Genomic DNA, 23,644 nt, shown 5'->3' on the forward strand with positions numbered 1-23,644 from the left:
TTCTTCTCGTGCGGCCTCGTCTTCTCTCACGGCTTCTTCTCGCGCGGCTTCTTCTCGTGCGGCCTCGTCTTCTCTCACGGCTTCTTCTCGCGCGGCTTCTTCTCGTGCGGCCTCGTCTTCTCTCACGGCTTCTTCTCGCGCGGCCTCTCTCCCACGGCCTCTCTTTCGCACGGGCCCTTCTCGCACGTGCCTCAGTGCTTGATCAATCGCTCTTCGCCCGATCGGCATTGACCAGGGGTAGGAACAGTCCTCCGAGCACCGCCCCCGCGAGCATCGTCAGCACGACCACCCCGCTCCAGAGTTCAAGCGACCACGCCACCCCGAGCGAGAGCTGCACCCCGACGAGATGCGCGGGCCAGACCAGCAGCGGCACGACCACCCCGATCGCCAACGACACCATCCCCGCCCGCCGCACCGCCACCGCCTGCAACGCGAGGTCGGCCATGACCGCCCCGAGCAACGGCCACAGCTGCGAGGCAAGATTCTCGAAGTCGTCGAACACCCCATTGGGAATCGAGGCGGCCGCAACCACGAGCGTGACGAGCCCGAACGGCACCCGCCCGAGCCGGCTCCAGACGAACAACAACGCGGCGATCACCAGCACCGAGTACGCCAGGTACTGCGCCAGCCCGAACGGCTGCCCATTGCCGTACCCACTGTTAGCAGCGGGCGCATCCGTGAACGGCGAGAGATAGTCGAGGAAGAACGCCGCGACCGCGGTCCCGCTCGTGGCACTGATGAGCACCGGCACGTCGGCCGCCGCGCGCCAACCGATCGCAGCACCACCGCCAACGGCGCCCGCGCTCCCCACGACTGTGCGCGGGTTCCGCTCCTCGGCCAACGTGTTGCCCCGCGGCGCGACGTTGCGTGGGTTCCGCACCTCGGTCACCACGTCCGCGCTGCGTTCGCTCGGCCCCTCGGCCGCCACGCTTGCGTTGCGCGCGCTCAGCCCCTCGGCCGCCACGCTTGCGTTGCGCGCGCTCGGCCCTTCGTTCACCACGCTTGCGTTGCGCGCGCTCGGCCCTTCGGTCGCCACTCCCGTGTTGCGCGCGCTCGGCACCTCGGCCCCTGCGCCCGCGTTCCCCACGACGGTGCGCAGGCCCCGCTTGGCGGCCGCGGCCCGGATCGGCGTCGCGATCATCAGCGAACCGGCCGTGAGGAGCAGCAGGTGCGGCGGGCTCAGCAGCGCGGCAAGGTCCGTCTCGATCCCGAACGTGATGTGCCACGTCATGTCGATCACCCCACCGGCGGCGAAGAGGATCGCCCCGAGCAACCCGAGCCCGTACCCGGCCGGCACCCACGTCGGCACCGCCCCCTCGGGCCGCCCGCGCCAGAGCCGGGCGGGCACGAGACTGATCGCGAGCGCGGCATAGCCGCTGTACAGCACCCCATGCCACGGCGTGAAGAACGTCTCGAGCGACGGTACGTGCGAGTGCGCCCACCCGTCCATGAACAGCCCGCCGGCCAGCCAGACCGAGGCGAGCGCAACGAGTAGATCCCGCCGAGCGGAGGAAAGCGGCCAGCGCACAGCGGTACGTTCGGAAACGATTGTCGCCATCCATCGATCCTGACGCATCGCGCTCGTGAACACAGCCTCGTTTTGGGAACCAGCCCCAGACGGCGTGCCGCAAGGCCCGACGACCACATCCACCCGTCGGCTCCGCGCCGGCCGCGCCCATCTCGCCAATCGTCGCCCCGAACGTCACCGGGGCGGATCGCGCGGCGCACCCATGCCGAACGCCGAGCCGGGTCGATGCGGTTCCGCCGGTCAGGGATCGATGCGGCGCAGGAGGTGGGCGCGGGCCTCGGCGTCCATCGGGCCGTTGCGCGTCTCCAGGTGCGCGGCGAGTTCGTGGCGGTGTTCGGTCGTACGGTTCCCGCCGTACTTGAACTTGCCCGCGACCGCGGTGATCGTCAGCTCGATGCCGCGAATGCCGGGCAGGTTGCGGTCCGACGGCAGCACCGGGGCACGCTCGACCGCGGGCTGGAACTGGGCGACCTGCAGTTGCAGGATCGACGCCTTCGCGGCCGGATCGTCGACGATGCGCACGTCGCACGAGAGCTGGACGGTCGCGTAGTACGACGTGGGCACCCCGTCGCGCGGTTCGGTGCCCGGCTTCGCGTTCCAGTCCGACGGCACGTACACGTAGTCGCCGATCACCGTCAGCAACGCCCGCGGGTGCTCCTCGAGCGCCGCCCACACCGGATTGGGCCGCGCCAGGTGCAGCCGCACGCGCTCGTCGCCGTCGAACGAGAAGTGGGTCGGCACCACCACGGGCAGGTCCCGCCCCCGCCCGGGCGCGATCAACTGCCCGAAGTCGTGGCCGCCCAGCCACCGCCGCCACTCGGACTCGTCGATGGGTGCGTCCCACGGGTGTACCAGCACGCCTACCAGCGTGCGACACAAGCCACACGGCCGGAAGAACCAATCGCAACCCCGAGGCCCACACAACGACGATCCACGCGGCCGCCGCCACGAGCACGAGGACGGAACGACGGCAGTTGCCTCCACCCCGGCCCGGGTCGCTGTCAGCTTCGAGGTTGAGAGGCCGATCGCAGCCGGAGCAGCAGCCGGGGCCGGAATCGGAGCGGGGGCGACAGCCGGAGGCGGATTGAGAACCTCGATCCGCCTCGGTGCCGCAGTCGCAGTCGCAGCCGTGATCGGAGCGGCAGCCGGAGTTGGAGCTGCGGGTGGACCGGCAGCGGTGGTGGCCCGGGCCGGGCGGGCCAGGGCCGGCCCCGGGTTGCGGCCGTGGCGTCGGGGCCGATCTCGAGCGTGCGGAGTTGGCGGCCGATCCCGTCCGGAGTGAGCTCAGGTCGGGAGGCTCGCGCCCTGGGCGCGTAGGACGCGCTGGACATGCGACGCCGGTATCTCGCGCGGTGGTTTGCCCGCGTGCGCCGCCATGGCCGCGCACACCCCCGCCGCCTGGCCGGTGGCCATCGCGATCGGCATGATGCGGTACGAGCTGTGTGCGACATGGTCGCCGGAGATGCAGCGGCCGGCCACCAGGAGGCCGTCGGTGTCGCGGGGGAGCAGGGCGCGCAGCGGAATGTGGTACGAGCAGCCCTGCGGCAAGCGGCGCAGGATCGTGCCCGGGCCGTTGGGGTTGTGGATGTCGACCGGGTAGGCGCCCCGCGCGATCACGTCGTCGAACGGGCGCGCGCCCAGCACGTCTTCGCCGGTGAGCTGGTAGTCGCCGAGGATCCGGCGCGTCTCGCGCACGCCGATCTGCACGCCGCTCTGGATGACGTACGAGTCCTGGAAGCCCGGCACCCGGTCCTTCAGGAACCGCGCGATCTGCGCCAGCTGCTGGTGCGTGGCCAGCTCCGCGCGGGTCAGGTCCCACACGCTGATGCCGAGGCCGCCGACGCGCGTCGAGTTGACGGACACCTCGTCCGGGTGCGGGGTGGCGAAGAACAGGATGTCCTCGCGCGGCAGGTCGAGCTCGCCCGCCTCGCGGGCCTGGCGGATCAGATCCCACAGCCCGTGTACTCCTTTCCACTGGTCGGGATGCTCGTGGACGTAGTCGAGGAACGCCGCGCGGTCGACGTTGCCCGCGCGGAACATCAGGGTCATCGGCTGGGTCAGGCCGTCATCGGGGCGGCCGACCTCGTAGGGCGCGCCGGAAGCCGCGGCGAGGTCGCCGTCGCCGGTACAGTCGACGACCACGTCGGCATCGAGCACGACCGGACCGGATTTCGTCTCGAACACGACGCGGGAACCGCCGTCGGGCAGCGGCATCAGATCCGAGGCGAAGGCATGCAGCAAGAGTCGGACACCGCTGCCGGTCAGCATGTCGTAGGTGACGAGTTTGAACAGCTCAGGATCGAAGGGCACGGTATAACCGGTGCTCGGATCCGGGGGAGTGGCGCCTCCGGCTCGGACCAGGCGATCGAGCAGGGTCCATAGTACACCCGCCACAACCGGCTCGCCCTCCCCGTGATCGGTCGGTAGCAGTCGGTTGTCGTCGCCGCCAACGGCCTGCTTCATCTCGTTGTGGAAGCTCATCAGGGGCATGACCAGGGCGGCCGTCGCGTTGCCGCCGAGGAACCCGTAGCGCTCGACGAGCACCACGTCGGCCCCGGACGCGGCCGCTCCCGTCGCCGCTCCGATCCCGGCCGGCCCACCGCCCACGACCAGCACCTCCGTGCGGCCGCCATGTGTGGCCGAGCGCGGCGGGAGCTGTACCGGGGGCAGCCCGTGCGGCCGTTCGAGCGCGGTCATGCGCCCACCACTTCCCGCTCGGCGACGGGCGACAGGCGGTCGAGCTGCGCATTGAGCCGCCGCCCCGTCTCCGTCGCGCGCTGGCGCAGGCCGGCGACCCGCGCCGCCATCTCCTCCTGGCGCTGCGGCCGCTCGTCCCAGAGCCGGTCGACCTGCGCGATGAGCGGCCCGGCGGCCTCCCGCACGACCCCGCGGGGAACGGGCGCGCCGATGCGTTGCGCGAAGTCGAAGACCTTTCCGGCGTACGGCAGCGCTAGTAGAGGTACACCCGCCAAAGCCGAGAAAATAAGGAAGTGCAGGCGCATCCCGACCGAGAGGTCCAGGTGACGCATCAGATCGAGGACCTGGCCGGGCCGGTATTGCCCGTTGAGCACGCGACAGTGCTCGGCGGCGGTCATTCGCGACAGTACCGCGTGCGAGTGCCTGATGTCCGACCGCTCCATGGGCACGAAGAGCAGCGACGCGTCGAGCCGGTGCACGATGAAGTCCCCGACGTGGGCGAGCAGCTGGTGGTACTCGTCGGCGGCGAGGTGCTGCGCCGCGCGGCCCGGCTCGCGCACGCTCATGCCGACCACGCGGCGCCCGGGCGGCAGTGAGTCGCGCAGCGTGGCCATGTCGAACTCCTCCGGCTGCAGCAGCAGGGCCGGGTCCGCGGTCACGGTGACGGGGGCCGTCACGCCCGCCTCCTCCAGCGCGACCTTCGACTCCTCGTCGCGCACGGTCAGCTCGGTGGCCGCCCCGAGCACCTCGCGCGCCATCGTGCAGTCGAGGTCCTCGGTCAGCGGGCCGGCCCCGATGGCGTACGTGAACACGGGAACGCGCCGCTCCTGGGCTGTGCGCACCACGCGCAGGTAGCGGCGGGCCTCGGTGTCGTACAGGATGCCGCCGCCGCCCAGGACCAGCAGGTCGAGGCGGGCCAGCGTGTCGGCGGTACGGTCGCGGCCGACGCCCTCCCACGGTGCCACCGCAACGCTGGGGTGCGCGGCCGCGGTGTGATCCGGATCGCGCGAGAAGACGAGGACCTGCGCGTCCGGGCGCCGGGCCCGCAGGTCGGATAGCAGACTGGCCAGGATCGCCTCGTCGCCCAGGTTGTACCCCCCGTAGGAGCCCAGGACACCCACCCGTGGACCGTGCTCGGACATGACGCGCCTCCCGTCCCTCCCGTCGCCAGAGCGGCCCCGTCTACCCACGAGCGAAACTGTCACACCCGACCCTTATGGTGGATTTCGTGATCCACCTTCCAGCGGTACGGCAAGGTCCGTTGCGAGCGATCAGTGCCCGTGTCGGCTTCGCCGTAGCGCTGGTGGTCGTGATCGTGATCGTCATCTACATCGACCGCGGTGGCTATCGGGACATCAACGAGGACGGCCTGTCGCTGCTGGACTGCTTCTACTACGCCGTCGTGACGCTCTCGACGACCGGGTACGGCGACATCACCCCGGTGTCGGAGTCCGCCCGGCTCATCAACATCTTGGTCATCACCCCGGCCCGCGTGCTGTTCCTGATCATCTTGGTCGGCACAACCCTTGAAGTCCTGACCGATCAGTACCGCACGAACCTCAGGTTGCAGCGGTGGAGGAAGCGCGTGAAGAACCACGTCATCGTGTGCGGCTACGGCACCAAGGGCCGTGCGGCCGTCAGCACCCTGCTGGAGAACGGCTTCGACAAGACCAGCGTGGTGGTCGTGGAGAGCGACCGCGCCGCGCTGCGCCAGGCCACCGCCGACGGGCTCGTCGCCGTCGAGGGCTCCGCGACTCGCTCGACCGTCCTCGTCGAGGCGCGCGTGCAGGAGGCCAAGGCGGTCATCATCGCCACCGACAGCGACGACGCGTCGGTCCTCGTCACGCTCACCGTCCGCCAGCTCACCGCGGGCAAGGTGTCGATCATCGCGGCGGCGCGCGAGGCCGAGAACGCACCGCTGCTGCGCCAGTCCGGCGCCCACCACGTCATCGTCTCGTCCGCGACCGCCGGCCGCCTGCTCGGCCTGTCCACGACCGCGCCGCCGCTCATCGAGGTCGTCGAGGACCTGCTCACGCCCGGGCAGGGCATGGCTCTGGCGATGCGCTCGGCCCGGCGCGACGAGGTCGGCTCGTCGCCGCGCGAGCTGAAGGAGCTGGTGATCGCGCTGTTCCGCCGGGGCAAGGTGCTCTCGCTGGCCGATCCCGAGGGCACGGCGATCCAGACCGGAGACATGATCGTGTATGTCCGCGACGACCGTCCCGAGTCGATTCCCGCGATGCCGTAGGGTTCCCCGGGTGGCGGCGCGGATCGGGACGTTCCTGGCCACCGTCGTGTTCCTGCTGCTGGTGGCGACGCCGGCCGAGGCCCACGGCGGCGCGTCCGTGACGATCCACTCCGACGGCCACGGCTCCGTGTGGATCACCGCCCAGTGGCAGGACGGCCACGCGATCAACGAGCCGACCACCGTGACCATGTTCGCCACGGGCGACGCTTCGGCCTCGGTGGCTCCATCGGTACTGCGTCAGACGGGCGACGAGCGGGGCACCCAGACGTACAGCGGCACCCTGGACCCGGGCACCTGGCGCGTGGCGATCGACCTCGGCGCGCCCGTGAACGGCCACTGCCAGGCGGTTGTCCAGTCCGCCGCGCCCTCGGCCACGGCCGCGCCGACCGAGGTTGCCTGCCTGATCCCGGCCACGGCCTCGTCCACCGAGCCCTCGCCGTCGCCTGGCGGCGGCCTGACACCGCTCTGGTTCACCTTGGGCGGGCTGGCCGTGGCGGCCGCGGTCGTCATGGCCTTCCGGCGCCGTCGGCGGGGCTGACCAGGCTCTCGGGGTTTTTGTCGTACCCCTGTTCTAAGTTGTCGGCATGGATGAGGTGCTGACCGCAGAAGACCTGTCGGAGTGGCGTAACCGGCTGGAGACGATGATGGCCGAGCACCGACTCCGCCGTGAACGGCGCGCCGCGACGCGGGCCGCCTTCGCCGAGGCGAGGCGACGGGGACTCGAGGAGCGACACGCCCAGCGGCTGGCCCTGATCGACCGGGAGGCTCGAACCGCGGAGATCACGGCGTACTGGGCCGAGCGTGACGCTCGGGCGGCCGGTCGTCGCCCGCGGGCCCCGTCTCCACCGCCTTCTCCCGTTCCTGCTCCTACGTCTTCTTGTCCATCTCCGGCGTCGGGTGCGCTCGGCCGCTCGTCGCCGGATCGGGGGCCGGCGGCGGGCGGGAGCTCGCCGGGTGCTCGCGCTCCGGGCCGGCCGGCCGTGGCTGCCACTCAGTCGGGCGTTGCGGAGCCTGGCTCTCTCCGGGCGCCGGCGGTGGTGGACTCGGACGCTTCGCCGGTGCCGGTGCCGGTGCCGGTGCCGGTCGTCGTGGAGGCGGACCGTCGGCGGGTGGCGACCGTTGCCAGGCCTGGCGGTTCGGGTGTTGATCCGGGCGGTTCGCGGGCGTTGGTTGTCGTCGAGCCGGACCGTCCGCGGGTGGCGACCGTCGCCAGGCCTGGCGGTTCGCGGGCATCGGCCGCTGCGAGGCCGGGCGGTTCGGCATCGTCGGCTGTCGTCGAGCCGGTCCGTTCCCGGGAGTCGGCTGCTGTTCGTTCCGACAGTTCTCGAGTGGCAGTTGTTGCACGGTCGAGAGCTTTGGGAGCGCCTGCCGGTACGGAGCCCGGCCGTTCGCGGGCGTCGGACGGTGCGGGGCTGGACGGTCGGCCGGGTGGTCGATCGCGACTGGCCAGGGCGGGGGAGCGGGCGCCGCCCGGGTGACCGTGGTGTCGTCGCCGGGCTGGTACCGGATGCGGTTCGGATTTCGGGTCGTTGCCGTCTTGCTCCTGGCTGGGGCAGGGGTCCTCGTCGGCGAGCCCACAGCTGGAGCTCGGGGCAGGCCGCCTCGGATCGTTCGACGGCCGGTCTCCGCGACTGCGATATGTGGGTCGTCGAGTGCGGTGGTTGCTCGAGTTACACCCTGGTGAGCCGGAGGGAGGATTGTCAGGGTGGGGCGCTAGGCTCGCTGCGTGACTGGTGAGGCCAACGCCGAGGCGGACCCGGCGACCCAGGCGTTGCTGGCCGCGCGGTCGGGCGACGAGCGGGCCGCGGCCGTGTTCGTGCGGGCTACGCAGACGGAGGTCTGGCGGTTCGTTGCGGCGCTGGTTGGCGTGGCGCACGCCGATGACGTGACTCAGGACACCTATCTGCGGGCCTTCCGGGCGCTGCCCGAGTTTGCCGGTCGGTCCTCGGCGCGCACCTGGGTGCTGGCCATCGCGCGGCGGGCGTGTGCCGATCAGGTGCGGGCGGCCGTTCGGGCGCGGCGCCTCGAGGCTCGGGTCGTGGCTGAGCCGGCGGCGCTGGCCGAGGGCGATCACGCGGGCCTGCACGCCACCAGCGCACTGGTTGCCGCTCTGCCTGCGGAGCGCCGGGTTGCGTTTGTGCTGACTCAGGTTCTCGGTGTGTCGTACGCGGAGGCTGCCGAGATTGAGGACGTTCCCGTTGGGACGATCCGCTCGCGGGTTGCTCGGGCGCGCGCTGACCTGGTCGCTGCCATCGCTGCCGCTCGCGCTGGATGACTGACGCTCGCCCATACGAGGGAACGGGCGCTGGCCGGGGGCGGTGACCGTGGTCGGCGGGGAAGCGTTGACCGTCGCTGGCCGGGAAGAGGTATCCGTGGCCGGCCGGGAGGTGGTGGTGACGATCGTTGCTGGCCGGGAGGCGGTGACCGTGGCCGGCCGCCGGGAGGCGGTGACCGTGGCCGGCCGCCGGGAGGCGGTGACCGTGGCCGGCCGCCGGGAGGCGGTGACCATGGCCGGCGGAGAAGCAGTCAGCGGCGTCGACCGGGAAGAGGTATCCGTGTCTGGCGTAGAGGCGGTGACGACCGTTGCTGGCCGGGAGGCGGTGATCGTTGCTGGTCAGGAAGAGGCGAGTGTCGTTGGCCGGGCGGAAATGGCTGGCTTTCGTCGGGCGTTCGGGGCTGTCGCTCGTCGTGCAGTGGGGAGCGTCGTTCGTCGCGAGGAAGTGGCTGGCTCTCGGCGGGCGGACTTGGCTGTCGCTCGTCGTGCTGAGGTGACCGTCGTTGGCCGGTAGGAGGCAAATGGCCGACGTGGCCGTCGCTCGTCGTGCAGTCGTGACCGTTGCTCGCCTTGTTTTGGCGGTTTCGCTGGGGCTGGTGGCCGTTGTGCTCTACTCCGGGCCGGTCTCTGCTCATGGGGCCGACGCGCCCGTTGCCGTCGGTTATGTCGTGCGCGTTGACTCCGTGTCTGTTTCCGGGGTTGAAGTACGTGCTGTTGAGGGTGGGGCTCGGCTCGAGCTTGTGAACCGCTCCGGCCGTGAAGTCGTCGTGCTCGGGCTGCAAGGGGAAGAGTTTCTCCGCGTCGGCGCGCGTGGAGTCGAAGAGAATCGGCAGTCGCCCACCTGGGTCGCCAGTCGGTCGATCACTGGGACGGCCCGCGGGGGGAATGCCTCCGCCGCTCCCGAGTGGCATCTCGTGGCCTCGGTGCCGCGGGCCCGGTGGCACGACGAGCGGGCCAGGGAACTGCCCGCGCGCGCCTGGAGTGTTCCGCTGCTCGTCGACGGGCGGGAGGCCGGGATTGTGCGCGGTACCGTCGCGAGCGCGCCGGCGCCGCAGACCGGGTGGTGGTGGGCCGGAGGCGTGCTCGGGGCCGTGGTCGTCGGGCTTCTGTGGCGGTCGCGGGCCGTGCTCGGCGGGGTCGCGGTCGTCGCCGGGCTCGTCGCCGCCGGGTGGATTGTGCAGTCGGCCGGCCTGGCCGCGTCGCCCGCCGATGGGGTCGGGGTGCAGCTCCTGGCCCGGTTGTGGCCGCTCGTCACGGCCGTCGGCGTTGTGGCGGCCGGCGGGCTGTCGCTGTTCAAACGTGTGGACATTGTCGTGGCGATCGCCGGGGCCTGTCTGGCGGTCATGGTCGGGCTCGGGGACTCGGCGGTGTTCCGGTACGGGACCCTCGCCGGGCCGTCCTGGGGGAGATGGGCCGTCGTCGTGGCGTTCGCGGCGGGAGCGGGACTGGCCGTTGCCGGCGGAGTTCGGTGGTACCAGCAGGCAGCACCCGCGGAACCCGAAGAACGGCGCGAAAGGCCACATCAGAACTCGGAGAAGTAAACAAAACCCAACGAGTTCTTTCATGAACGACCGTTTCTCTGCATAATCGGGCATCGATGTTCCCCGCCAGGAGCAAAGGAGTCCGACGTGGACCGCAGGACGTTCGTCGCGCGAGGGGCCGTCGTCACCGGCGGCGCGATCGCGCTCAGCACCGCCGTCGCCGGAGTCGCCGACGCCGCCGTGCGCACCAGCAAGACCGTCACGGCCGGGGCACGCACCGGGCAGTACTCGCCGAACCTCGCTCCCCTCAAGGCGACCCCGTTCCTGAAGCTGCCACCCGGCGCCGTGCAGCCCCGCGGCTGGATCCGCAACCAGCTCAACATCGAGGCCGACGGCCTCTGCGGGCGCATGACCGAGGTCTCCGACTACCTGGTGTACAGCAACTGCGGCTGGGTCGACCGGACCAAGGGTGCCTGGGAGGAGCTGCCGTACTGGCTGCGCGGCTTCGGCGACCTGGGGTACGTCACCGGCAACACGCGCATCCTCACCCTGGCGCGCCAGTGGATCGACGGCATCATCGCCAACCAGGCCGCCGACGGGTTCTTCGGGCCGGACAGCCTCCGCACGAGCCTGGAGGGCGGGCCGGACTTCTGGCCGCATATGCCGCTGCTCGATGCCCTGCGCGCCTTCGCGGAGTACAGCGGCGACACGCGGGTCGTGCCGTTCATGCGCAAGTACTTCCAGTTCCAGAACGCCCAGCCGGCGGCCGTGTTCAACCGCAGCTGGGCGGCCCTGCGCTGGGGCGACAACATCGACAGCGTCTACTGGCTGTACAACCGGACCGGCGAGAGCTGGCTGCTCGACCTGGTGCGCAAGATCCACGCGGGCTCGGCCGACTACACCAACGGCATCCCGAACTGGCACAACGTCAACCTGGCCCAGGGCTTCCGCGAGCCCGCGCAGTTCGGGCTGCTCGACACCGACCCGAAGTACCAGCAGGCCACGTACAACGACTACAACACCGTGATGGGGCTGTACGGCAACTTCCCCGGCGGCGGCTTCGCCGGCGACGAGAACTGCCGCACCGGGTACACCGACCCCCGCCAGGGCTTCGAGACCTGCGGGATCGTCGAGTTCATGCACAGCCACCAGATGCTGGCCCGGATGACCGGCGACTCCGTGTGGCTGGACCGCTGCGAGGACCTCGCGTTCAACTCGCTGCCCGCCGCGCTCGACCCCGGGCAGAAGGGCATCCACTACATCACGTGCGCCAACAGCATCGGGCTGACGAACCGCACCCTGAGCCAGGGGCAGTTCCAGAACGGCTTCCCGATGCTGGCGTACATGCTCGGCATCCACAACTACCGCTGCTGCCCGCACAACTACGGGATGGGCTGGCCGTACTACGCCCAGGAGCTGTGGTTCGGCACGTGGGACAACGGGCTGTGCGCCGCGATGTACGGCGCCTCGCAGGTGACCGCCAAGGTCGGCGCGAGCGGCACCACCGTCACGATCGCCGAGGACACCGACTACCCCTTCAGCGACACGGTCACGTTCACGCTCAGCACGCCCGGACCGGTGAGTTTCCCGTTGTACCTGCGGGTGCCCGGCTGGTCCCAGGGCGCCCAGGTCCGGGTCAACGGCACCCTGGTCACCGGCACGCTGCAGTCCGGCTCGTTCGTCATCGTCGACCAGACCTTCAACAACGGCGACAAGGTCACGGTCACGCTGCCGATGCGCACCACCGTGCGGACCTGGGCCAAGAACGGCAACGCGATAAGCGTCGACAACGGCCCGCTGACGTTCTCGCTGTCGATCGCCGAGCGGTGGTCGCGCATCGGGGGCACCGACGCGTGGCCCAGCAACGAGGTGTACACGGACTCGGCCTGGAACTACGGGCTCCTGCTGGACCCGAACAACCCCGCGGTGACCGTCACCCGCAAGCCCGGCGCGCTCGCCGCGAACCCGTTCACCCGCGACGGCGCCCCGATCTCGCTCAGCCTCACCGGCCGGAAGATCCCCAACTGGCAGGCCGACGCCGAGGGCATCGTGCGCACGCTGCAGCAGAGCCCGGCCCGCTCCACCCAGCCCAACGAGACCGTGACCCTGCTGCCGATGGGCGCGCAGCGGGTCCGGATCACCACGTTCCCGCGCATCAGCGACGGCGCGGACGCGATCGACTGGTCGATCCCGGCGACGGCCTCGGCGTCGTGGTGCTGGGGCGGCGACAGCGTCGGGGCGATAAACGACGGCAAGGTCCCCAGCAGCTCCGGCGACCAGTCCATCCCGCGGCTGACCTGGTGGGACCACCTCGGCACGAGCGAGTGGGCGCAGCTGTCCTACGAGACGCCGGTCAACACCGGTGCGGTTTCCGTGTACTGGTTCGACGACACCGGCGCCGGGCAGTGCCGGGTGCCGCAGTCATGGCAGGTGCAGTACCTCAACGCCTCGGGCCAGTGGACGGCGGTGAGCGGGGCGTCGGCGTACGGTACGGCGCTGAACACCTTCAACCGCGTCACCTTCAACGCGGTCACGACCTCGGCCCTGCGCGTGGCCGTCCAGCTCAGGTCCGGCTTCTCGGGCGGGATGCTGGAGATGCGCGTCGAAGGCACCACGGCGCCGATCTCCTGGAAGCGGATCCAGAACAAGAACAGCCTCAAGGTGCTGGGCGTCGCGGGCATGTCGACGGCGAACAGCGCCAATGTCGTGCAGTACGACGACAACGGCACCGCCGACCACAACTGGCGCCTGATCGATGCGGGCGGTGGGTGGTACAAAATCCAGAACCAGAACAGCGGCAAGCTCCTCGCCGTGCAGAACATGTCGACGGCCGACGGCGCGCTCGTCCAGCAGTTCGAGGACAACGGCAGCGCCGACCACCTGTGGCGGCTCGTCGACAACGGCGACGGCTGGGCCCGGATCCAGGTCCAGCACAGCCTGAAGGTGCTCGGCGTCTCCGGGATGTCGACCGCGAACAGCGCCCAGGTGGTGCAGTTCGCGGACAGCGGAACCGCCGACCACCTCTGGAAACTGCTCTAGCGGTGCCCGGGCCTCGGCTTCAGCCGGGTCGTCGGCAGGCCGGGGGCGGGCAGCGGCTGCTCGTCCCCGGGCACGACCCCGAAACGGTCCGAGGCCCGCATCCAGTCGTCGCGGGCCTCGACGATGTCCTCGTGCGAGCGGCCGACGAAGTTCCACCACATGACGAGCTCCTCCTCGAACGGCACGCCGCCGAGCAGGAACAGCCGGGCCGGGCCGCCGGTGGCCTCGAAGGCCAGGCGGTCGCGGTCCCGGCCGAGGTACAGCAGGGAGCCGGGCTCGACCGCGACCCCGTCGACCCGGGCCGTGCCCTCGGTGACGACCACGGCGTGCTCGAAGTCCGGGCGCAGCGCGAGCTCGGTGCGCCCGGCCAGCTCCATGTCGGCGCCGAGCAGCTCGGTGTACACCTCGGCGGGGGAGACGGCCCCCGCCAGCGCGCCGACCGCGACGGTAACTTTCACGTCCCGGTCGGCGAGCTGCGGCAACTCGGCGATGTGCTGGAACGCGGGCGCCCGGTGCCGCGCGGCGCCCGGCAGCGCGACCCAGAGCTGCAGGCCGTGCAGGACCGGCGGCTTGGCCGTCGGCGAGTTCTCCGAGTGCGCGATGCCGCGGCCCGACGTCATGATGTTCAGCTGGCCCGGGACGATGACCTGGTCGGAGCCGAGGCTGTCGCGGTGGCGCACCTCGCCGCCGAGCAGCCAGCTCACCGTCTGCAGGCCGATGTGCGGATGCGGCGGCACGCGCATGCCCGGCTTGCCGGTGACGTCCTCGGGGCCGAAATGGTCGAGGAAGCACCAGGCCCCGACCGTCCGCCGGGCCTTGTTGGGCAAGGTGCGGCGGACGACTGTGTAACGCCCGAGGGGGACGTCCCGGCCTTCTTCCAGGATGGTCACGCCCTCAATTGTCCACCGCGATCACGATTTTGCCGCGGCCGTGACCGGTCTCGATCTCGCGGTGGGCGTCGGCCGCCGCGGCGAGCGGGTACACCCGGCGCACGTGCCACCGGGTGCGGCCGGCCGCGTACAGCCCGACCAGCTCGGCCAGGGCCTCGGCGCTGCGCCGGCCCTGGATGCTCGCCAGGCCGAGTTCCTCGACGCGGTCGTGCGCGACCAGGGTGATGATCCGCTTGCGGTCGGCCACGAGCGCGAGCGAGGTCTCGAGCGCCGCGCCGCCGGCGCCGTCGATCGCCGCCGTCACCCCCTGCGGGGCCAGGGCGCGGACGCGGTCGGCCAGGCCCTCGCCGTACACCACGGGAATCGCGCCCAAAGAGCGCACGTAGTCCTGGTTGGCCGCGCTCGCCGTGCCGATGACCGTGGCCCCCAGGAGCCCGGCCAGCTGGACGCCGGCCGTGCCGGTCCCGCCCGCCGCGGCGTTGACGAGCACGGTGTCGCCGGGCCCGGCGCCGATCGCCGACAAGGCCAGCCGGGCCGTCTGCCAGCCGGCCGTGAAGCCGCCCGCCACCTCCCAGGGCAGGCTCGGCGGCTTGACGGTGACCTGGTCCTCGGGCACCACGATGAGCTCGGCGTACGACCCGAAGACGCTGAACCCGAGCACCTCCGTGCCCGCGGGGATCCGGTCGGTGCCCTGGTCGACGACGCCGGCGAACTCGTTGCCCGGGGTCTGCGGGAGGGTCACGGTGGCGTACGGCGGGACCCAGCCCCGGCGCAGCGCGGCGTCGAAGGGCTGGACGCCGGCGACGCGCACGCGGACCCGGACCTGACCGGGCCCGGCCTGCGGTTCGGGGCGGTCGTGGAGGCGGAGGACGTCGGGCGGACCGGGTTCGGCGAACGCAGCGGCTCTCATGGTCAACCACTGTCCGACCTCAAGCGCGGTTGAGGTCAATGGGGTACCGTGCATCCGCGTTGGAGTACTCAGGGAGTCGACCATGGTGAACGCGAAGGACTGGGTCGTTGTCGGACTGGACAACGGCGGCACCGCGAACAACGCCACGGTGCTCGACCACGGGGGCTCGTTCCTGGTGGACGGGCTCGTCGAGGTGCCGAGCCGGGTGCTGGACGGCCCGGAGGCGGCCGTCGAGTCGCTGGCCGAGGCGTTCGAGAACATCCTGGCCGTGACCAAGGTCGACCGCTCCCGCGTCGTCGCCGTCGGCCTCGACACCCCGGGCCCGGCCAGCGCGGACGGGGTCATCTCCTCCAAGGGCGCGACGAACTTCTCGCAGCCGGCGTGGTGGGGCTACGACTTCCGGGGCGCGCTCGAGCGCCGGCTCGGCCTGCCGGTCATCTACAACAATGACGGCAACGCGGCCGCCCTTTACGCGCATCACGTGTACTTCGGGCCCACCGCCGACACCAAGTCGTCCGTCTCGGCGATCGTCGGCACCGGCCTCGGCGGCGGCGTCATCGAGCAGGGCAAGGTCATCAAGGGCGCGGCCGGCATGGCGGGCGAGCTCGGCCACGTCCACATCCCGATGCACGGGCTGCTCGAGGAGGGCCAGCCGCTGCCCTCCTGCGGGTGTGGCTTCCTCGGCGACGTGGAGAGCGTCTCGTCGCTGACCGGGATCGTGCGCAACCTGCTGCCGTACTGGCTCAGCCGCTTCCCCGACCACCCGCTGCACGGCGCCGACTCCCTCAAGTCCGCCGCGAAGCAGGTCCGCTCCTACGCCGAGCAGGGCGACGAGCTCGCCCTGCGGATCTTCGAGCAGCAGGCGATGGGGCTCGGCCGCCTGTTCACGATCGCGGCCAACTTCACCGACCCCGACTGCTACTTCGTCGGCGGCGGCGTGGTCGAGGCCGCGCCGCACTTCCGCGACTGGTTCCTGGCCCGGGTCCGCGAGCACACGCTGCTGCGCGAGGAGCAGGTCAAGGTCTCCGAGTTCTCGCTCGTCCCGGAGCGCGACATGGCCGGTGCCCGGGGAGCGGCGATCGCCGCGGCCGGGACGGTCGTGGCCTGAGCGCTCGACCCTATGCGCTTTCGACCGGCGCCGGGGCGCGGGCCACGTTCTCGCCCGCCAGGTTGAGCTGCCCCAGGATCGCGGCGACGGGAAGCCCCACGAGCGCCAAGGTACCGTTACGAACCCTGCAAATGTGCCAAAACCGCCAATACCCGGCGATTGTCGTCGTCCGAGATCGGCAGGTTCAGCTTCCCGAAGATGCTCGCGATGTGCTTGTTCACGGCGCTCTCGCTGAGGAAGAGCTGCTTGGCGATCGCCGCGTTCGAGCGCCCCTCCGCCATCAGCGTCAGCACCTCGCGCTCCCGCGGCGTCAGGGTGCCGGTCTGCTCCGTCGGCCGGGCCACGAGCTTCGCGATCACCGAGGGGTCCATGACGGTGCCCCCCGACGCCACCCGGCGTACCGCATCGATGAACTGGTCGGCGTTGAACACGCGGTCCTTGAGCAGGTAGCCCACCGCCCCGGTGCCGTCGGCCAGCAGTTCCCGGGCATAGAGCTGCTCGACGTGCTGGGAGAGCACCAGCACCGGCAGCCCGGGCACCTCGCGGCGCGCGGCGAGGGCGGCCTGCAGGCCCTCGTCGGTGAAGCTCGGTGGCAGCCGCACGTCGACGACGGCGACGTCGGGCCGGTGCTCCAGCAGCGCGGCGAGCAGGTCGGGGCCGGTGTCGACGGCCGCCACGATCTCGAAGCCGTGGCTCTGCAGGAGCAGGACCAGGCCGTCCCTCAGGAGGTAGAGGTCTTCGGCGAGGACAACGCGCACGGCAGCTCCAGCGAGGCGACGGTCGGCCCGCCCGGGGGGCTGTTCAAGGCGAGCGTTCCGTCGAAGGTACCCAACCGCCGCTGGATCCCGCGCAGCCCGGTGCCGCGCGACGGGTCGGCGCCGCCCTCGCCGTCGTCGGTCACCGTGACGCGCAGCGCGCCCTCGCGGTGGCGGATGTCGATCGAGACGTGCTCGGCCCGGCCGTGCCGGACCGCGTTGGCCAGCAGCTCGCTGACCGCGAAGTACGCCGCGGACTCCACCGGCGCCGCCAGCCGCCCCGCGAGCCGGCCGGTCACGGTGACCTCGGCCGCGGTGTCCAGGGCCAGGGCCCGCACCGCGTCGGGCAGCCCGCGCTCCGACAGCACCGGCGGGTGGATGCCGCGGACGAGGTCGCGCAGCTCGGTGAGGGCGGTCTGCGAGGTCTCGCGGGCCTGTGCGACGAGCCGGCGGGCCGCGTCGGGGTCGGTGTCCATGAGCCGCTCGATCGTGCTGAGCGTGAGCCCGACCGAGATGAGCCGGGCCTGGGCGCCGTCGTGCAGGTCGCGTTCGATGCGCCGCACCTCGGCCGCCTGGGCGTCGACGGCATCGGCCCGGGTCTGGGTGAGGCGCTCGACCCGCCGCCGGAGCTGCTCCTTGGCGGTCGGCCGCAGCAGTACCGCGGTCCAGCGCGACGCGATCCGCAGCGCGCGGTCGGCCACCGCGACGGCCGCGACCGCGAGCGCGACGCCGACGGCGAGCCCGGCGGTGCGGTTGCCGGCCACGGCTCCGTACCAGCGGCTCCAGTCCGCCCCGAAGAACTGCGTCCACATCCACGGCAGGGCCAGCCCCCAGACGCCGTAGATGCCGGCCACGACCGGGATGCCGGCCACGACCCCGACCACGACCGCGTCGGCGACGAGCCACAGCAGGTCGCGCCACGAGGCCACGTCGTGCCAGACCCACTGCCAGCGGGCGTTGAAATCCGCCATGCCCTCGGTCTTGTACAGGGTGCGGTCCACCCGGTACATCCCGTCCGCGCGCAGCTCCGGGAACCGCCGCGCCGTGTACGGCCGCTCGATGGTGACCCCGGCCCAAGCCGCGTAGTTGCGGCGCAGGTTCGCCAGCCACCGGAAGTGCGTCAGCCCGAGCGGGATCAGGAAGATCAGGCCGAGCCCGAAGCCGAGCGCGAAGCACACCAGCGTGACCGCGAACAGCGCCACCTGCACGACGGCGCTGATCGCGAGCAGGCCGCAGCGGGCCCAGGCGAGCAGGGCGCGGTCCGAGCATTTCCGCCCCGCCGGGGACGGGTCGGCGACCGGGCGCAGACGGCGCTCGCTCCACGCCGCGACCGCGCGCACGGCCCGGGGCGCGACCGGCAGCCCGAGCGGGATCACCAGCAGCACCACGAGCGGGAAGAACAGCATCCACTGGACGTCGCGCTTGAGCGCCGGGTCCTTGGCGAACCAGTCCACCCGGGCCAGGTAGGCGGGCATGCGCGGGGACCGGTACAGCTGGGATTCGTGGCGGTAGAGCCCCTCCTCGTCCGGCTGCGGCGGGGCGGGCTCGGGCCGGTAGGGCACCGGGATCTCGCGGCCCAGCCACGAGCCGAACAGCGCGCGCCACCGGTTGGTCAGGTGCCGGACGGCGATCCCGGGGGCGATCAGGGCCAGCCCGGTCGGCAGCACCGTCAGCACGAACTGCACGAGCGCGACCGGCGTCAGCGCGAGCAGCTGCCCGCTGCGGGCGAGCGCCTTGGAGTACGTCATGTCAACGAGCCTCGCCCTTCCCCTCGTCGCGCACATCGGCCCTGACTGCCGCGCCCGGTGCAGATAACTGCACCCCCGGGTCGGCATCCAGCGTCATTCTGCCGGGTCGCCGGTGTCGGCAGAGTGTCGGCCATGACAGTCATCGACGTACAGCAACTGCAGAAGCGCTACGGCGAGCGGGAGGCCGTGCGGGACGTGACCTTCTCCGTCGAGCGCGGGGAGATCTTCGGCGTCATCGGGCGCAACGGCGCCGGCAAGACCACGACGGTCGAGTGCGTCGAGGGCCTGCGCACCGCCGACGGCGGCTCGGTGCGGGTGCTCGGCCGCGACCCCGGCGACCCGGTCGTGCGCCAGCGCCTCGGCGTGCAGCTGCAGGAGTCGCAGCTGCCCGACCGCATCCGGGTCCGGGAGGCGATGGAGCTCTTCGCGACGTTCTACGAGCGCCCCGCCGCGACCGGGCCGCTGCTGGAGCGGCTGGGCCTGGCCGAGCACCGCGACCAGCAGTACAAGCGGCTCTCCGGCGGCCAGAAGCAGCGCCTGTCGATCGCGTTGTCGCTGGTCGGCTCGCCCGAGGTGGCGGTCCTGGACGAGTTGACCACCGGCCTGGACCCGCAGGCCCGGCGCGACACCTGGCGGCTGATCTCGGACATCCGCGACGGGGGCGTCACCGTCCTGCTCGTCACGCACTTCATGGACGAGGCCGAGCGCCTCTGCGACCGGATCGCGGTCATCGACCAGGGCCGCACGGTCGCGGTCGACACCCCGGCCGGGCTGATCCGCCGGGCCGTCTCGGGGGTGACTGTCACGTTCCGCACGTCCGCCCCGGCCGACCTGGCCGGCGTTCCCGGCGTCGACTCGGTGACGGCCGACGACGGCATCTGGACCGTCACGGGCCGCGGCAACCTCGCCCATGAGGTGTCGAAAGCGCTGGCGGCCCAGCAAGTCGTACCCCTGGAGCTCAACATCGTCCAGGCCGACCTCGAATCCGCGTTCGTCGCCCTCACCGGCAAGGAGTCCTGACATGCGTGCCCTGACCCGGCTCACCGTCATCGAGACCAAGCTCATGCTGCGCGAGATCGCCGGCCCGATGTTCACCGTCCTGCTGCCGATCGCCCTGCTGGTCGTGGCCGGCCTGCCCGGCAGCGTCCACAAGGCCGACCCGGCCCTCGGCGGGCACCGCGGCATCGACACCGTGATCCCGTCGATGTCCGTCATGTTGTCGATGGCCATGGTCGCGTTCTTCATGCTGCCCGTGGTGCTCGCCAACTACCGCGAGCGCGGGGTGCTGCGCCGGTTCGCGACCACGCCGGTGAAGCCGGCCGCCCTGCTCGGCGCCCAGGTGGTCATGAACGCCGGCGTGGTGCTGGTCTCGACCGTGCTCACCCTCGTCATCGGCGTCGCCGCGCTGGACATGCACCTGCCCGACCTGGCCCTCGTGGTGCCGACCTTCCTGCTCGGAGTGCTCGGGCTCTTCCCGGTCGGGCTGCTCGTCGCGTCGGTGGCGGGCACCGCCAAGACGGCCACCGCCTACGCCCTGGCGATGTGGTTCCCGTCGGCGTTCTTCGCGGGCCTGTACGTGCCGGTGGAGTACATGCCGGCCACGCTGCGGCGGATCGGGGACTTCACCCCGCTGGGCGCCTTCCGCCAGGCCATCCAGGCCGCGTGGACCGGCGACACCCCGCACCCGCTGCACGTGGCGGTGCTGGGCGCGAGCTTCCTGCTGGCCGGCGGCCTGGCGGTGCGCCTCTTCCGGAGGGCCTAGAACTGCCCGGCGAAGTCGGCCGCTGACATCGGGGTCGAGAACATCGGGAAGTCGTACTTCAGCGCGTTGTCGTGCTCCTCCTGTGAGGTGGCCGCGAGGCAGTCCTGCAGGGTGACGACCTGGTAGCCGTGCTCGTAGCCCGTCCGCATGGTCGACTCGACGCAGCAGTTGGTCAGGAAGCCGCCCAGGGCGATCGTGGTGATGCCCTTGCTGCGCAGGATGAAGTCGAGGTTGGTGCTGGCGAAGGTGTCCAGCCCGCGCTTGCCCTCCACGACGATGTCCCCGGCCTGCGGCGCGAGCTCGTCGACGATCTGCGCGCCCCACTCGCCCTTGACGAAGGCGTTGCCGTCCACGACCCCCTTGAGGATCCCGTAGGGATGGGAGGTGATCTCGTTGTATCCGGGCGCGAAGGTGATCGGCGCGTGCACGATCGTCACCCCGGCGGCCCGCGCGGCGGCGACGAGCTGCCGGGTATTGGCCATCATGTCGGTCTTGTCCATCACGCCCTGCACGGCGGCGTGGAACGCGCCGCCCTCGGAGACGAAATCGTTCTGGTACTCGATGAGGACGATGGCGGTCTTGGCGGGATCGATGGTCATGCGGACCCTCCACTCACGACGTCGTGACGCAGCTCACCCTACGCCGCGACGGCGGTGGCCCGGATCGTTCCGACGGCCTCGGCCGATAGGCTGAGCCGCGTGGAACTCCTGCACTCGGGCAAGGTCCGTGACGTGTACGCCGACGGCGACGACCTGATCCTGGTCGCCTCGGACCGCATCTCCGTCTACGACGTGGTGCTCCCGACGCCGATCCCGGACAAGGGCGCCGTGCTCACCCGGCTCTCGCTGTGGTGGTTCGAGCAGCTCGCCGACATCGTGCCCAACCACGTGATCTCGGCGACCGACGTGCCCGCGGAGTTCGCCGGCCGGGCGATCCGCTGCCGGCGGCTGGAGATGCTGCCCGTCGAGTGCATCGCGCGCGGCTACCTCGCCGGTCTGGGGCTCTCGGAGTACAACTCCCGGGGTGAGGTCTCCGGCATCCAGCTGCCGCCGGGGCTCGTCGAGGGGTCCCGCCTGCCCGAGCCCGTATTCACCCCCACGACCAAGGCCGCGGTCGGTGAGCACGACGAGTTCGTCACGCTCGACGAGGTCCGCGAGGAGATCGGCAAGGACCTCGCGGACGAGCTCCGGGAGCTCACGCTGCGGGTGTACTCCCGCGGCGCCGCCCTCGCCGCCGAGCGCGGGATCGTGGTCGCCGACACCAAGCTCGAGTTCGGCCGCGGCCGCGACGGCGCCGTGGTGCTCGCCGACGAGGTGCTCACGCCCGACTCGTCCCGCTTCTGGCCGCTGGACCGGTGGGAGCCGGGCCGCACCCAGTTCTCCTTCGACAAGCAGGTCGTGCGCGACTGGTCGCTGTCCAGCGGCTGGAACAAGACCGCACCCGGCCCGGAGGTGCCGGCCGACGTCGTGGCCCTGACCCGGGCGCGCTACGTCGAGGTCTACGAGCGGCTGACCGGCACCGCCTGGTAATGCCTGTTCAGCCCCCCAGCGGGGGCTCGTCGCCGCGGGTGTGCTCGGCCAGGAAGCGCTCCAGCTCCGCCCCGATCTCGTCCGCGGTCGGCAGCGGCGCGGGGGAGTCGGCCAGCAGGTTGTTGTTGCCGCTGCGGCCGCGGGTGAAGGCGTCGTACTGCTCCTCCAGCGCCCGCACCAGCGAGGCGGCCTCGTCGGCCTGGGCGATCTGCACGTCGATCTCCGCGCGCACCGAGTCGGCCGCGGCGTGCAGGTCGTCCATCGGCACCCGCAGGCCGGTCGCGTCGGCCAGGCACGCCAGCAGCTTCTCCGCGGCGGCCGGGAACTCGGCCTGGGCCACGTAGTGCGGCACGTGCACGGCGAAGCCGAAGGCGTCGCGGTCCTGCTGGCCGATGCGGTACTCCAGCAGGTTGCCGACACTGCCCGGCACCTGCACCCGTTGCAGCCACGGCTCGAAGCCGGCGATGAGGTCCCGGCTGGTCCCGTGCGCGGTCACCCCGGTCGGGCGGGTGTGCGGCACGGCCATCGGGATCGCGGTGAGCCCGACCGTGGCCCGCACGTCGAAGCGCTCGATCAGCTCGAGCACCGCCGCGGTGAACCGCTCCCACTGCAGGTCGGGCTCGGGCCCGTCCAGGAGCAGGAACTCGGTGCCGCCGGCGTCGCGCACCGCCCGCAGCAGCAGCTGGGGCTGCTCGTAGTGCTCCCAGTGGTCCTCGACGAAGAGCATCGCCGGGCGCCGGCCACGGTAGTCGTAGAGCTGGTCGAGGTCGAATGTGGCGACCGTGCGCGGCGATCCGACGCTGAGCAGGTGCTCGCGCGCGAGACGGGCGGCGTTGCCGGCGTCCACGAAGCCCGTCAGCGCGTGCACGAGCACCGGCCGGTCGGCCTCCGGCGGTTCCTCGGTGAGCTCGTAAAGTTCGCTGGGGTTCAGCACCGCGACGCGTCCTTCCTGTTTTAGCTCTGCAACCCGGCAGTACGCCCGATCATTCCATCCGCGGTCATCCAGGGGTTCGTGAGGATCGCGTAGACCAGCTCGTCCACGGCCGGCGTCAGCTCGGTGAAGGACGGGCCGGCGCCGGTGTACGGGTCGCAGACCTGCAGCATCATCTCGTGCACGCCGCCGACCAGCGCGATCGCCAGCAGCGGCGACAGCGCCGGGATCCGCGGATCGGACTCGCGGGCCCGCTCGATCACCTCGACCAGCGCGTCGGCGAAGCGGCGCAGCATCTGCTGGCGCAGCCGGAACGCCTTGGGCCCGGCCGCCTGGATCTCCACGAGCAGGGTGCGGGTGACCGCGGGCAGGCTCTCCAGCGCGGTGAGGTACGCCGTCACCCCACTGTTGATCATCTCCTTCCACGGCCGGCCGCCCGGGCCGGCCGCGCTGCGCACCACCTCGAGCAGGTGCACGCAGCCCTGCTCGTAGAGGGCCATCAGGCAGGCTTCCTTGTCCGCGAAGTGCTCGTAGAACGTGCGTTTGGACACCCGCGCGTGCATGACGATGTCCGCGATCGTGGTGGCCGCGTAACCCTTCGCGGCGATCGACTCGGCCAGCCCGCCCGTGAGGTCGGCGCGCAGCTCCTCGGCGGTCCTGGTGCTCGTCATGCGGTGGCCTCGACCTTTCGCGACAATGTGCCCGGGTGCTAGTTTGCCTGGTACTGAACGGTACCGCCGACAAGA

The 23,644-nt window shown here is 71.5% G+C and carries 21 protein-coding genes; 10 read left to right on the forward strand and 11 right to left on the reverse strand.

Annotated elements, in window-relative coordinates:
• Positions 1-202: 202 nt before the first annotated feature.
• From AB0B76_RS50915 to AB0B76_RS50930, 4 genes are all read right to left on the reverse strand, one after another.
• Positions 203-1,591 (reverse strand): hypothetical protein, encoded by a 1,389-nt coding sequence (locus AB0B76_RS50915; RefSeq protein WP_360391005.1) that lies wholly within the window; start codon positions 1,589-1,591, stop codon positions 203-205.
• Positions 1,592-1,768: 177 nt separating this feature from the next.
• Positions 1,769-2,386 carry an FMN-binding negative transcriptional regulator gene (locus tag AB0B76_RS50920; RefSeq protein WP_360391007.1) on the reverse strand — a complete coding sequence of 206 codons (618 nt, stop codon included), beginning with the start codon at positions 2,384-2,386 and terminating at the stop codon, positions 1,769-1,771.
• Positions 2,387-2,812: 426 nt separating this feature from the next.
• Entirely contained in the window at positions 2,813-4,225 is a 1,413-nt protein-coding gene (locus AB0B76_RS50925) for an FAD-dependent oxidoreductase (RefSeq protein WP_360391009.1), read from the reverse strand.
• Positions 4,222-5,367: a polysaccharide pyruvyl transferase family protein gene (locus AB0B76_RS50930; protein WP_360391012.1), complete on the reverse strand. Its 1,146-nt coding sequence runs from the start codon at positions 5,365-5,367 to the stop codon at positions 4,222-4,224. The genes AB0B76_RS50925 and AB0B76_RS50930 overlap by 4 nt, the downstream gene beginning before the upstream one ends.
• A gap of 86 nt (positions 5,368-5,453) precedes the next feature.
• On the opposite strand from AB0B76_RS50930, the gene AB0B76_RS50935 reads away from it, so the two are divergent.
• The 6 genes from AB0B76_RS50935 (at position 5,454) to AB0B76_RS50960 (ending at position 13,265) form a co-directional block, all read left to right on the forward strand.
• Positions 5,454-6,470 (forward strand): potassium channel family protein, encoded by a 1,017-nt coding sequence (locus AB0B76_RS50935; RefSeq protein WP_360391014.1) that lies wholly within the window; start codon positions 5,454-5,456, stop codon positions 6,468-6,470.
• Positions 6,471-6,480: 10 nt separating this feature from the next.
• Positions 6,481-7,008: a hypothetical protein gene (locus tag AB0B76_RS50940; RefSeq protein ID WP_360391017.1), complete on the forward strand. Its 528-nt coding sequence runs from the start codon at positions 6,481-6,483 to the stop codon at positions 7,006-7,008.
• Positions 7,009-8,196: 1,188 nt separating this feature from the next.
• Positions 8,197-8,745, forward strand: a complete 549-nt coding sequence (locus AB0B76_RS50945; protein WP_360391019.1) for a sigma-70 family RNA polymerase sigma factor — start codon at positions 8,197-8,199, stop codon at positions 8,743-8,745.
• Between the two features lie 43 nt (positions 8,746-8,788).
• Positions 8,789-9,259 carry a hypothetical protein gene (locus tag AB0B76_RS50950; protein ID WP_360391022.1) on the forward strand — a complete coding sequence of 157 codons (471 nt, stop codon included), beginning with the start codon at positions 8,789-8,791 and terminating at the stop codon, positions 9,257-9,259.
• Between the two features lie 409 nt (positions 9,260-9,668).
• Complete coding sequence (locus AB0B76_RS50955; RefSeq protein WP_360391025.1) at positions 9,669-10,286, forward strand: hypothetical protein; 618 nt, start codon at positions 9,669-9,671, stop codon at positions 10,284-10,286.
• An 87-nt stretch (positions 10,287-10,373) separates the two neighbouring features.
• Positions 10,374-13,265: an RICIN domain-containing protein gene (locus AB0B76_RS50960; protein WP_360391027.1), complete on the forward strand. Its 2,892-nt coding sequence runs from the start codon at positions 10,374-10,376 to the stop codon at positions 13,263-13,265.
• Here AB0B76_RS50960 and AB0B76_RS50965 read toward each other — a convergent pair.
• Both AB0B76_RS50965 and AB0B76_RS50970 read right to left on the reverse strand, forming a co-directional pair.
• Positions 13,262-14,155 (reverse strand): pirin family protein, encoded by an 894-nt coding sequence (locus tag AB0B76_RS50965; protein WP_360391029.1) that lies wholly within the window; start codon positions 14,153-14,155, stop codon positions 13,262-13,264. The genes AB0B76_RS50960 and AB0B76_RS50965 overlap by 4 nt on opposite strands.
• A gap of 4 nt (positions 14,156-14,159) precedes the next feature.
• Positions 14,160-15,065: an NADP-dependent oxidoreductase gene (locus AB0B76_RS50970; protein ID WP_360391032.1), complete on the reverse strand. Its 906-nt coding sequence runs from the start codon at positions 15,063-15,065 to the stop codon at positions 14,160-14,162.
• A gap of 82 nt (positions 15,066-15,147) precedes the next feature.
• Here AB0B76_RS50970 and AB0B76_RS50975 point away from each other — a divergent pair, with 82 nt between their 5' ends.
• A complete protein-coding gene (locus AB0B76_RS50975) occupies positions 15,148-16,173 on the forward strand; it encodes an ROK family protein (protein WP_360391035.1) in 1,026 nt (341 codons plus the stop codon).
• A gap of 116 nt (positions 16,174-16,289) precedes the next feature.
• On the opposite strand, the gene AB0B76_RS50980 is transcribed toward AB0B76_RS50975, so the two are convergent.
• On the reverse strand, positions 16,290-16,931 hold the full coding sequence (locus AB0B76_RS50980) for a response regulator transcription factor (protein WP_360391038.1): 642 nt from the start codon (positions 16,929-16,931) through the stop codon (positions 16,290-16,292).
• A complete protein-coding gene (locus AB0B76_RS50985; protein ID WP_360391041.1) occupies positions 16,895-18,676 on the reverse strand; it encodes a histidine kinase in 1,782 nt (593 codons plus the stop codon). Before AB0B76_RS50985 ends, AB0B76_RS50980 begins: the two co-directional genes overlap by 37 nt.
• 132 nt (positions 18,677-18,808) lie before the next feature.
• Between AB0B76_RS50985 and AB0B76_RS50990 the strand changes: the two genes are divergently transcribed.
• Positions 18,809-19,696 carry an ABC transporter ATP-binding protein gene (locus tag AB0B76_RS50990; protein WP_360391043.1) on the forward strand — a complete coding sequence of 296 codons (888 nt, stop codon included), beginning with the start codon at positions 18,809-18,811 and terminating at the stop codon, positions 19,694-19,696.
• A gap of 1 nt (position 19,697) precedes the next feature.
• A complete protein-coding gene (locus AB0B76_RS50995) occupies positions 19,698-20,438 on the forward strand; it encodes an ABC transporter permease (protein ID WP_360391046.1) in 741 nt (246 codons plus the stop codon).
• Here AB0B76_RS50995 and AB0B76_RS51000 read toward each other — a convergent pair.
• Positions 20,435-21,037: a cysteine hydrolase gene (locus AB0B76_RS51000; protein WP_360391049.1), complete on the reverse strand. Its 603-nt coding sequence runs from the start codon at positions 21,035-21,037 to the stop codon at positions 20,435-20,437. The genes AB0B76_RS50995 and AB0B76_RS51000 overlap by 4 nt on opposite strands.
• Before the next feature lie 99 nt (positions 21,038-21,136).
• Here AB0B76_RS51000 and AB0B76_RS51005 point away from each other — a divergent pair, with 99 nt between their 5' ends.
• The gene (locus tag AB0B76_RS51005; RefSeq protein ID WP_360391051.1) at positions 21,137-21,967 is read left to right on the forward strand and encodes a phosphoribosylaminoimidazolesuccinocarboxamide synthase; all 831 of its coding nucleotides are present in this window, start codon (positions 21,137-21,139) and stop codon (positions 21,965-21,967) included.
• 7 nt (positions 21,968-21,974) lie between these two features.
• On the opposite strand, the gene AB0B76_RS51010 is transcribed toward AB0B76_RS51005, so the two are convergent.
• Both AB0B76_RS51010 and AB0B76_RS51015 read right to left on the reverse strand, forming a co-directional pair.
• Positions 21,975-22,901 (reverse strand): PAC2 family protein, encoded by a 927-nt coding sequence (locus tag AB0B76_RS51010; RefSeq protein ID WP_360391054.1) that lies wholly within the window; start codon positions 22,899-22,901, stop codon positions 21,975-21,977.
• A 20-nt stretch (positions 22,902-22,921) separates the two neighbouring features.
• Positions 22,922-23,569, reverse strand: coding sequence for a TetR/AcrR family transcriptional regulator (locus AB0B76_RS51015; RefSeq protein ID WP_360391057.1), 648 nt, complete (start codon positions 23,567-23,569; stop codon positions 22,922-22,924).
• Positions 23,570-23,644 lie beyond the last annotated feature (75 nt).

Source organism: Dactylosporangium sp. NPDC049140 (genome assembly GCF_040648435.1).

Bases quoted from the DNA above. Each gene is read 5' to 3' on its own strand.
- AB0B76_RS50975 (WP_360391035.1), top strand. From the start codon at position 15,148: ATGGTGAACGCGAAGGACTGGGTCGTTGTCGGACTGGACAACGGCGGC.
- AB0B76_RS51000 (WP_360391049.1), bottom strand. From the start codon at position 21,037: ATGACCATCGATCCCGCCAAGACCGCCATCGTCCTCATCGAGTACCAG.
- AB0B76_RS51015 (WP_360391057.1), bottom strand. From the start codon at position 23,569: ATGACGAGCACCAGGACCGCCGAGGAGCTGCGCGCCGACCTCACGGGC.
- AB0B76_RS50990 (WP_360391043.1), top strand. From the start codon at position 18,809: ATGACAGTCATCGACGTACAGCAACTGCAGAAGCGCTACGGCGAGCGG.
- AB0B76_RS50970 (WP_360391032.1), bottom strand. From the start codon at position 15,065: ATGAGAGCCGCTGCGTTCGCCGAACCCGGTCCGCCCGACGTCCTCCGC.
- AB0B76_RS50995 (WP_360391046.1), top strand. From the start codon at position 19,698: ATGCGTGCCCTGACCCGGCTCACCGTCATCGAGACCAAGCTCATGCTG.
- AB0B76_RS50930 (WP_360391012.1), bottom strand. From the start codon at position 5,367: ATGTCCGAGCACGGTCCACGGGTGGGTGTCCTGGGCTCCTACGGGGGG.
- AB0B76_RS50985 (WP_360391041.1), bottom strand. From the start codon at position 18,676: ATGACGTACTCCAAGGCGCTCGCCCGCAGCGGGCAGCTGCTCGCGCTG.
- AB0B76_RS50925 (WP_360391009.1), bottom strand. From the start codon at position 4,225: ATGACCGCGCTCGAACGGCCGCACGGGCTGCCCCCGGTACAGCTCCCG.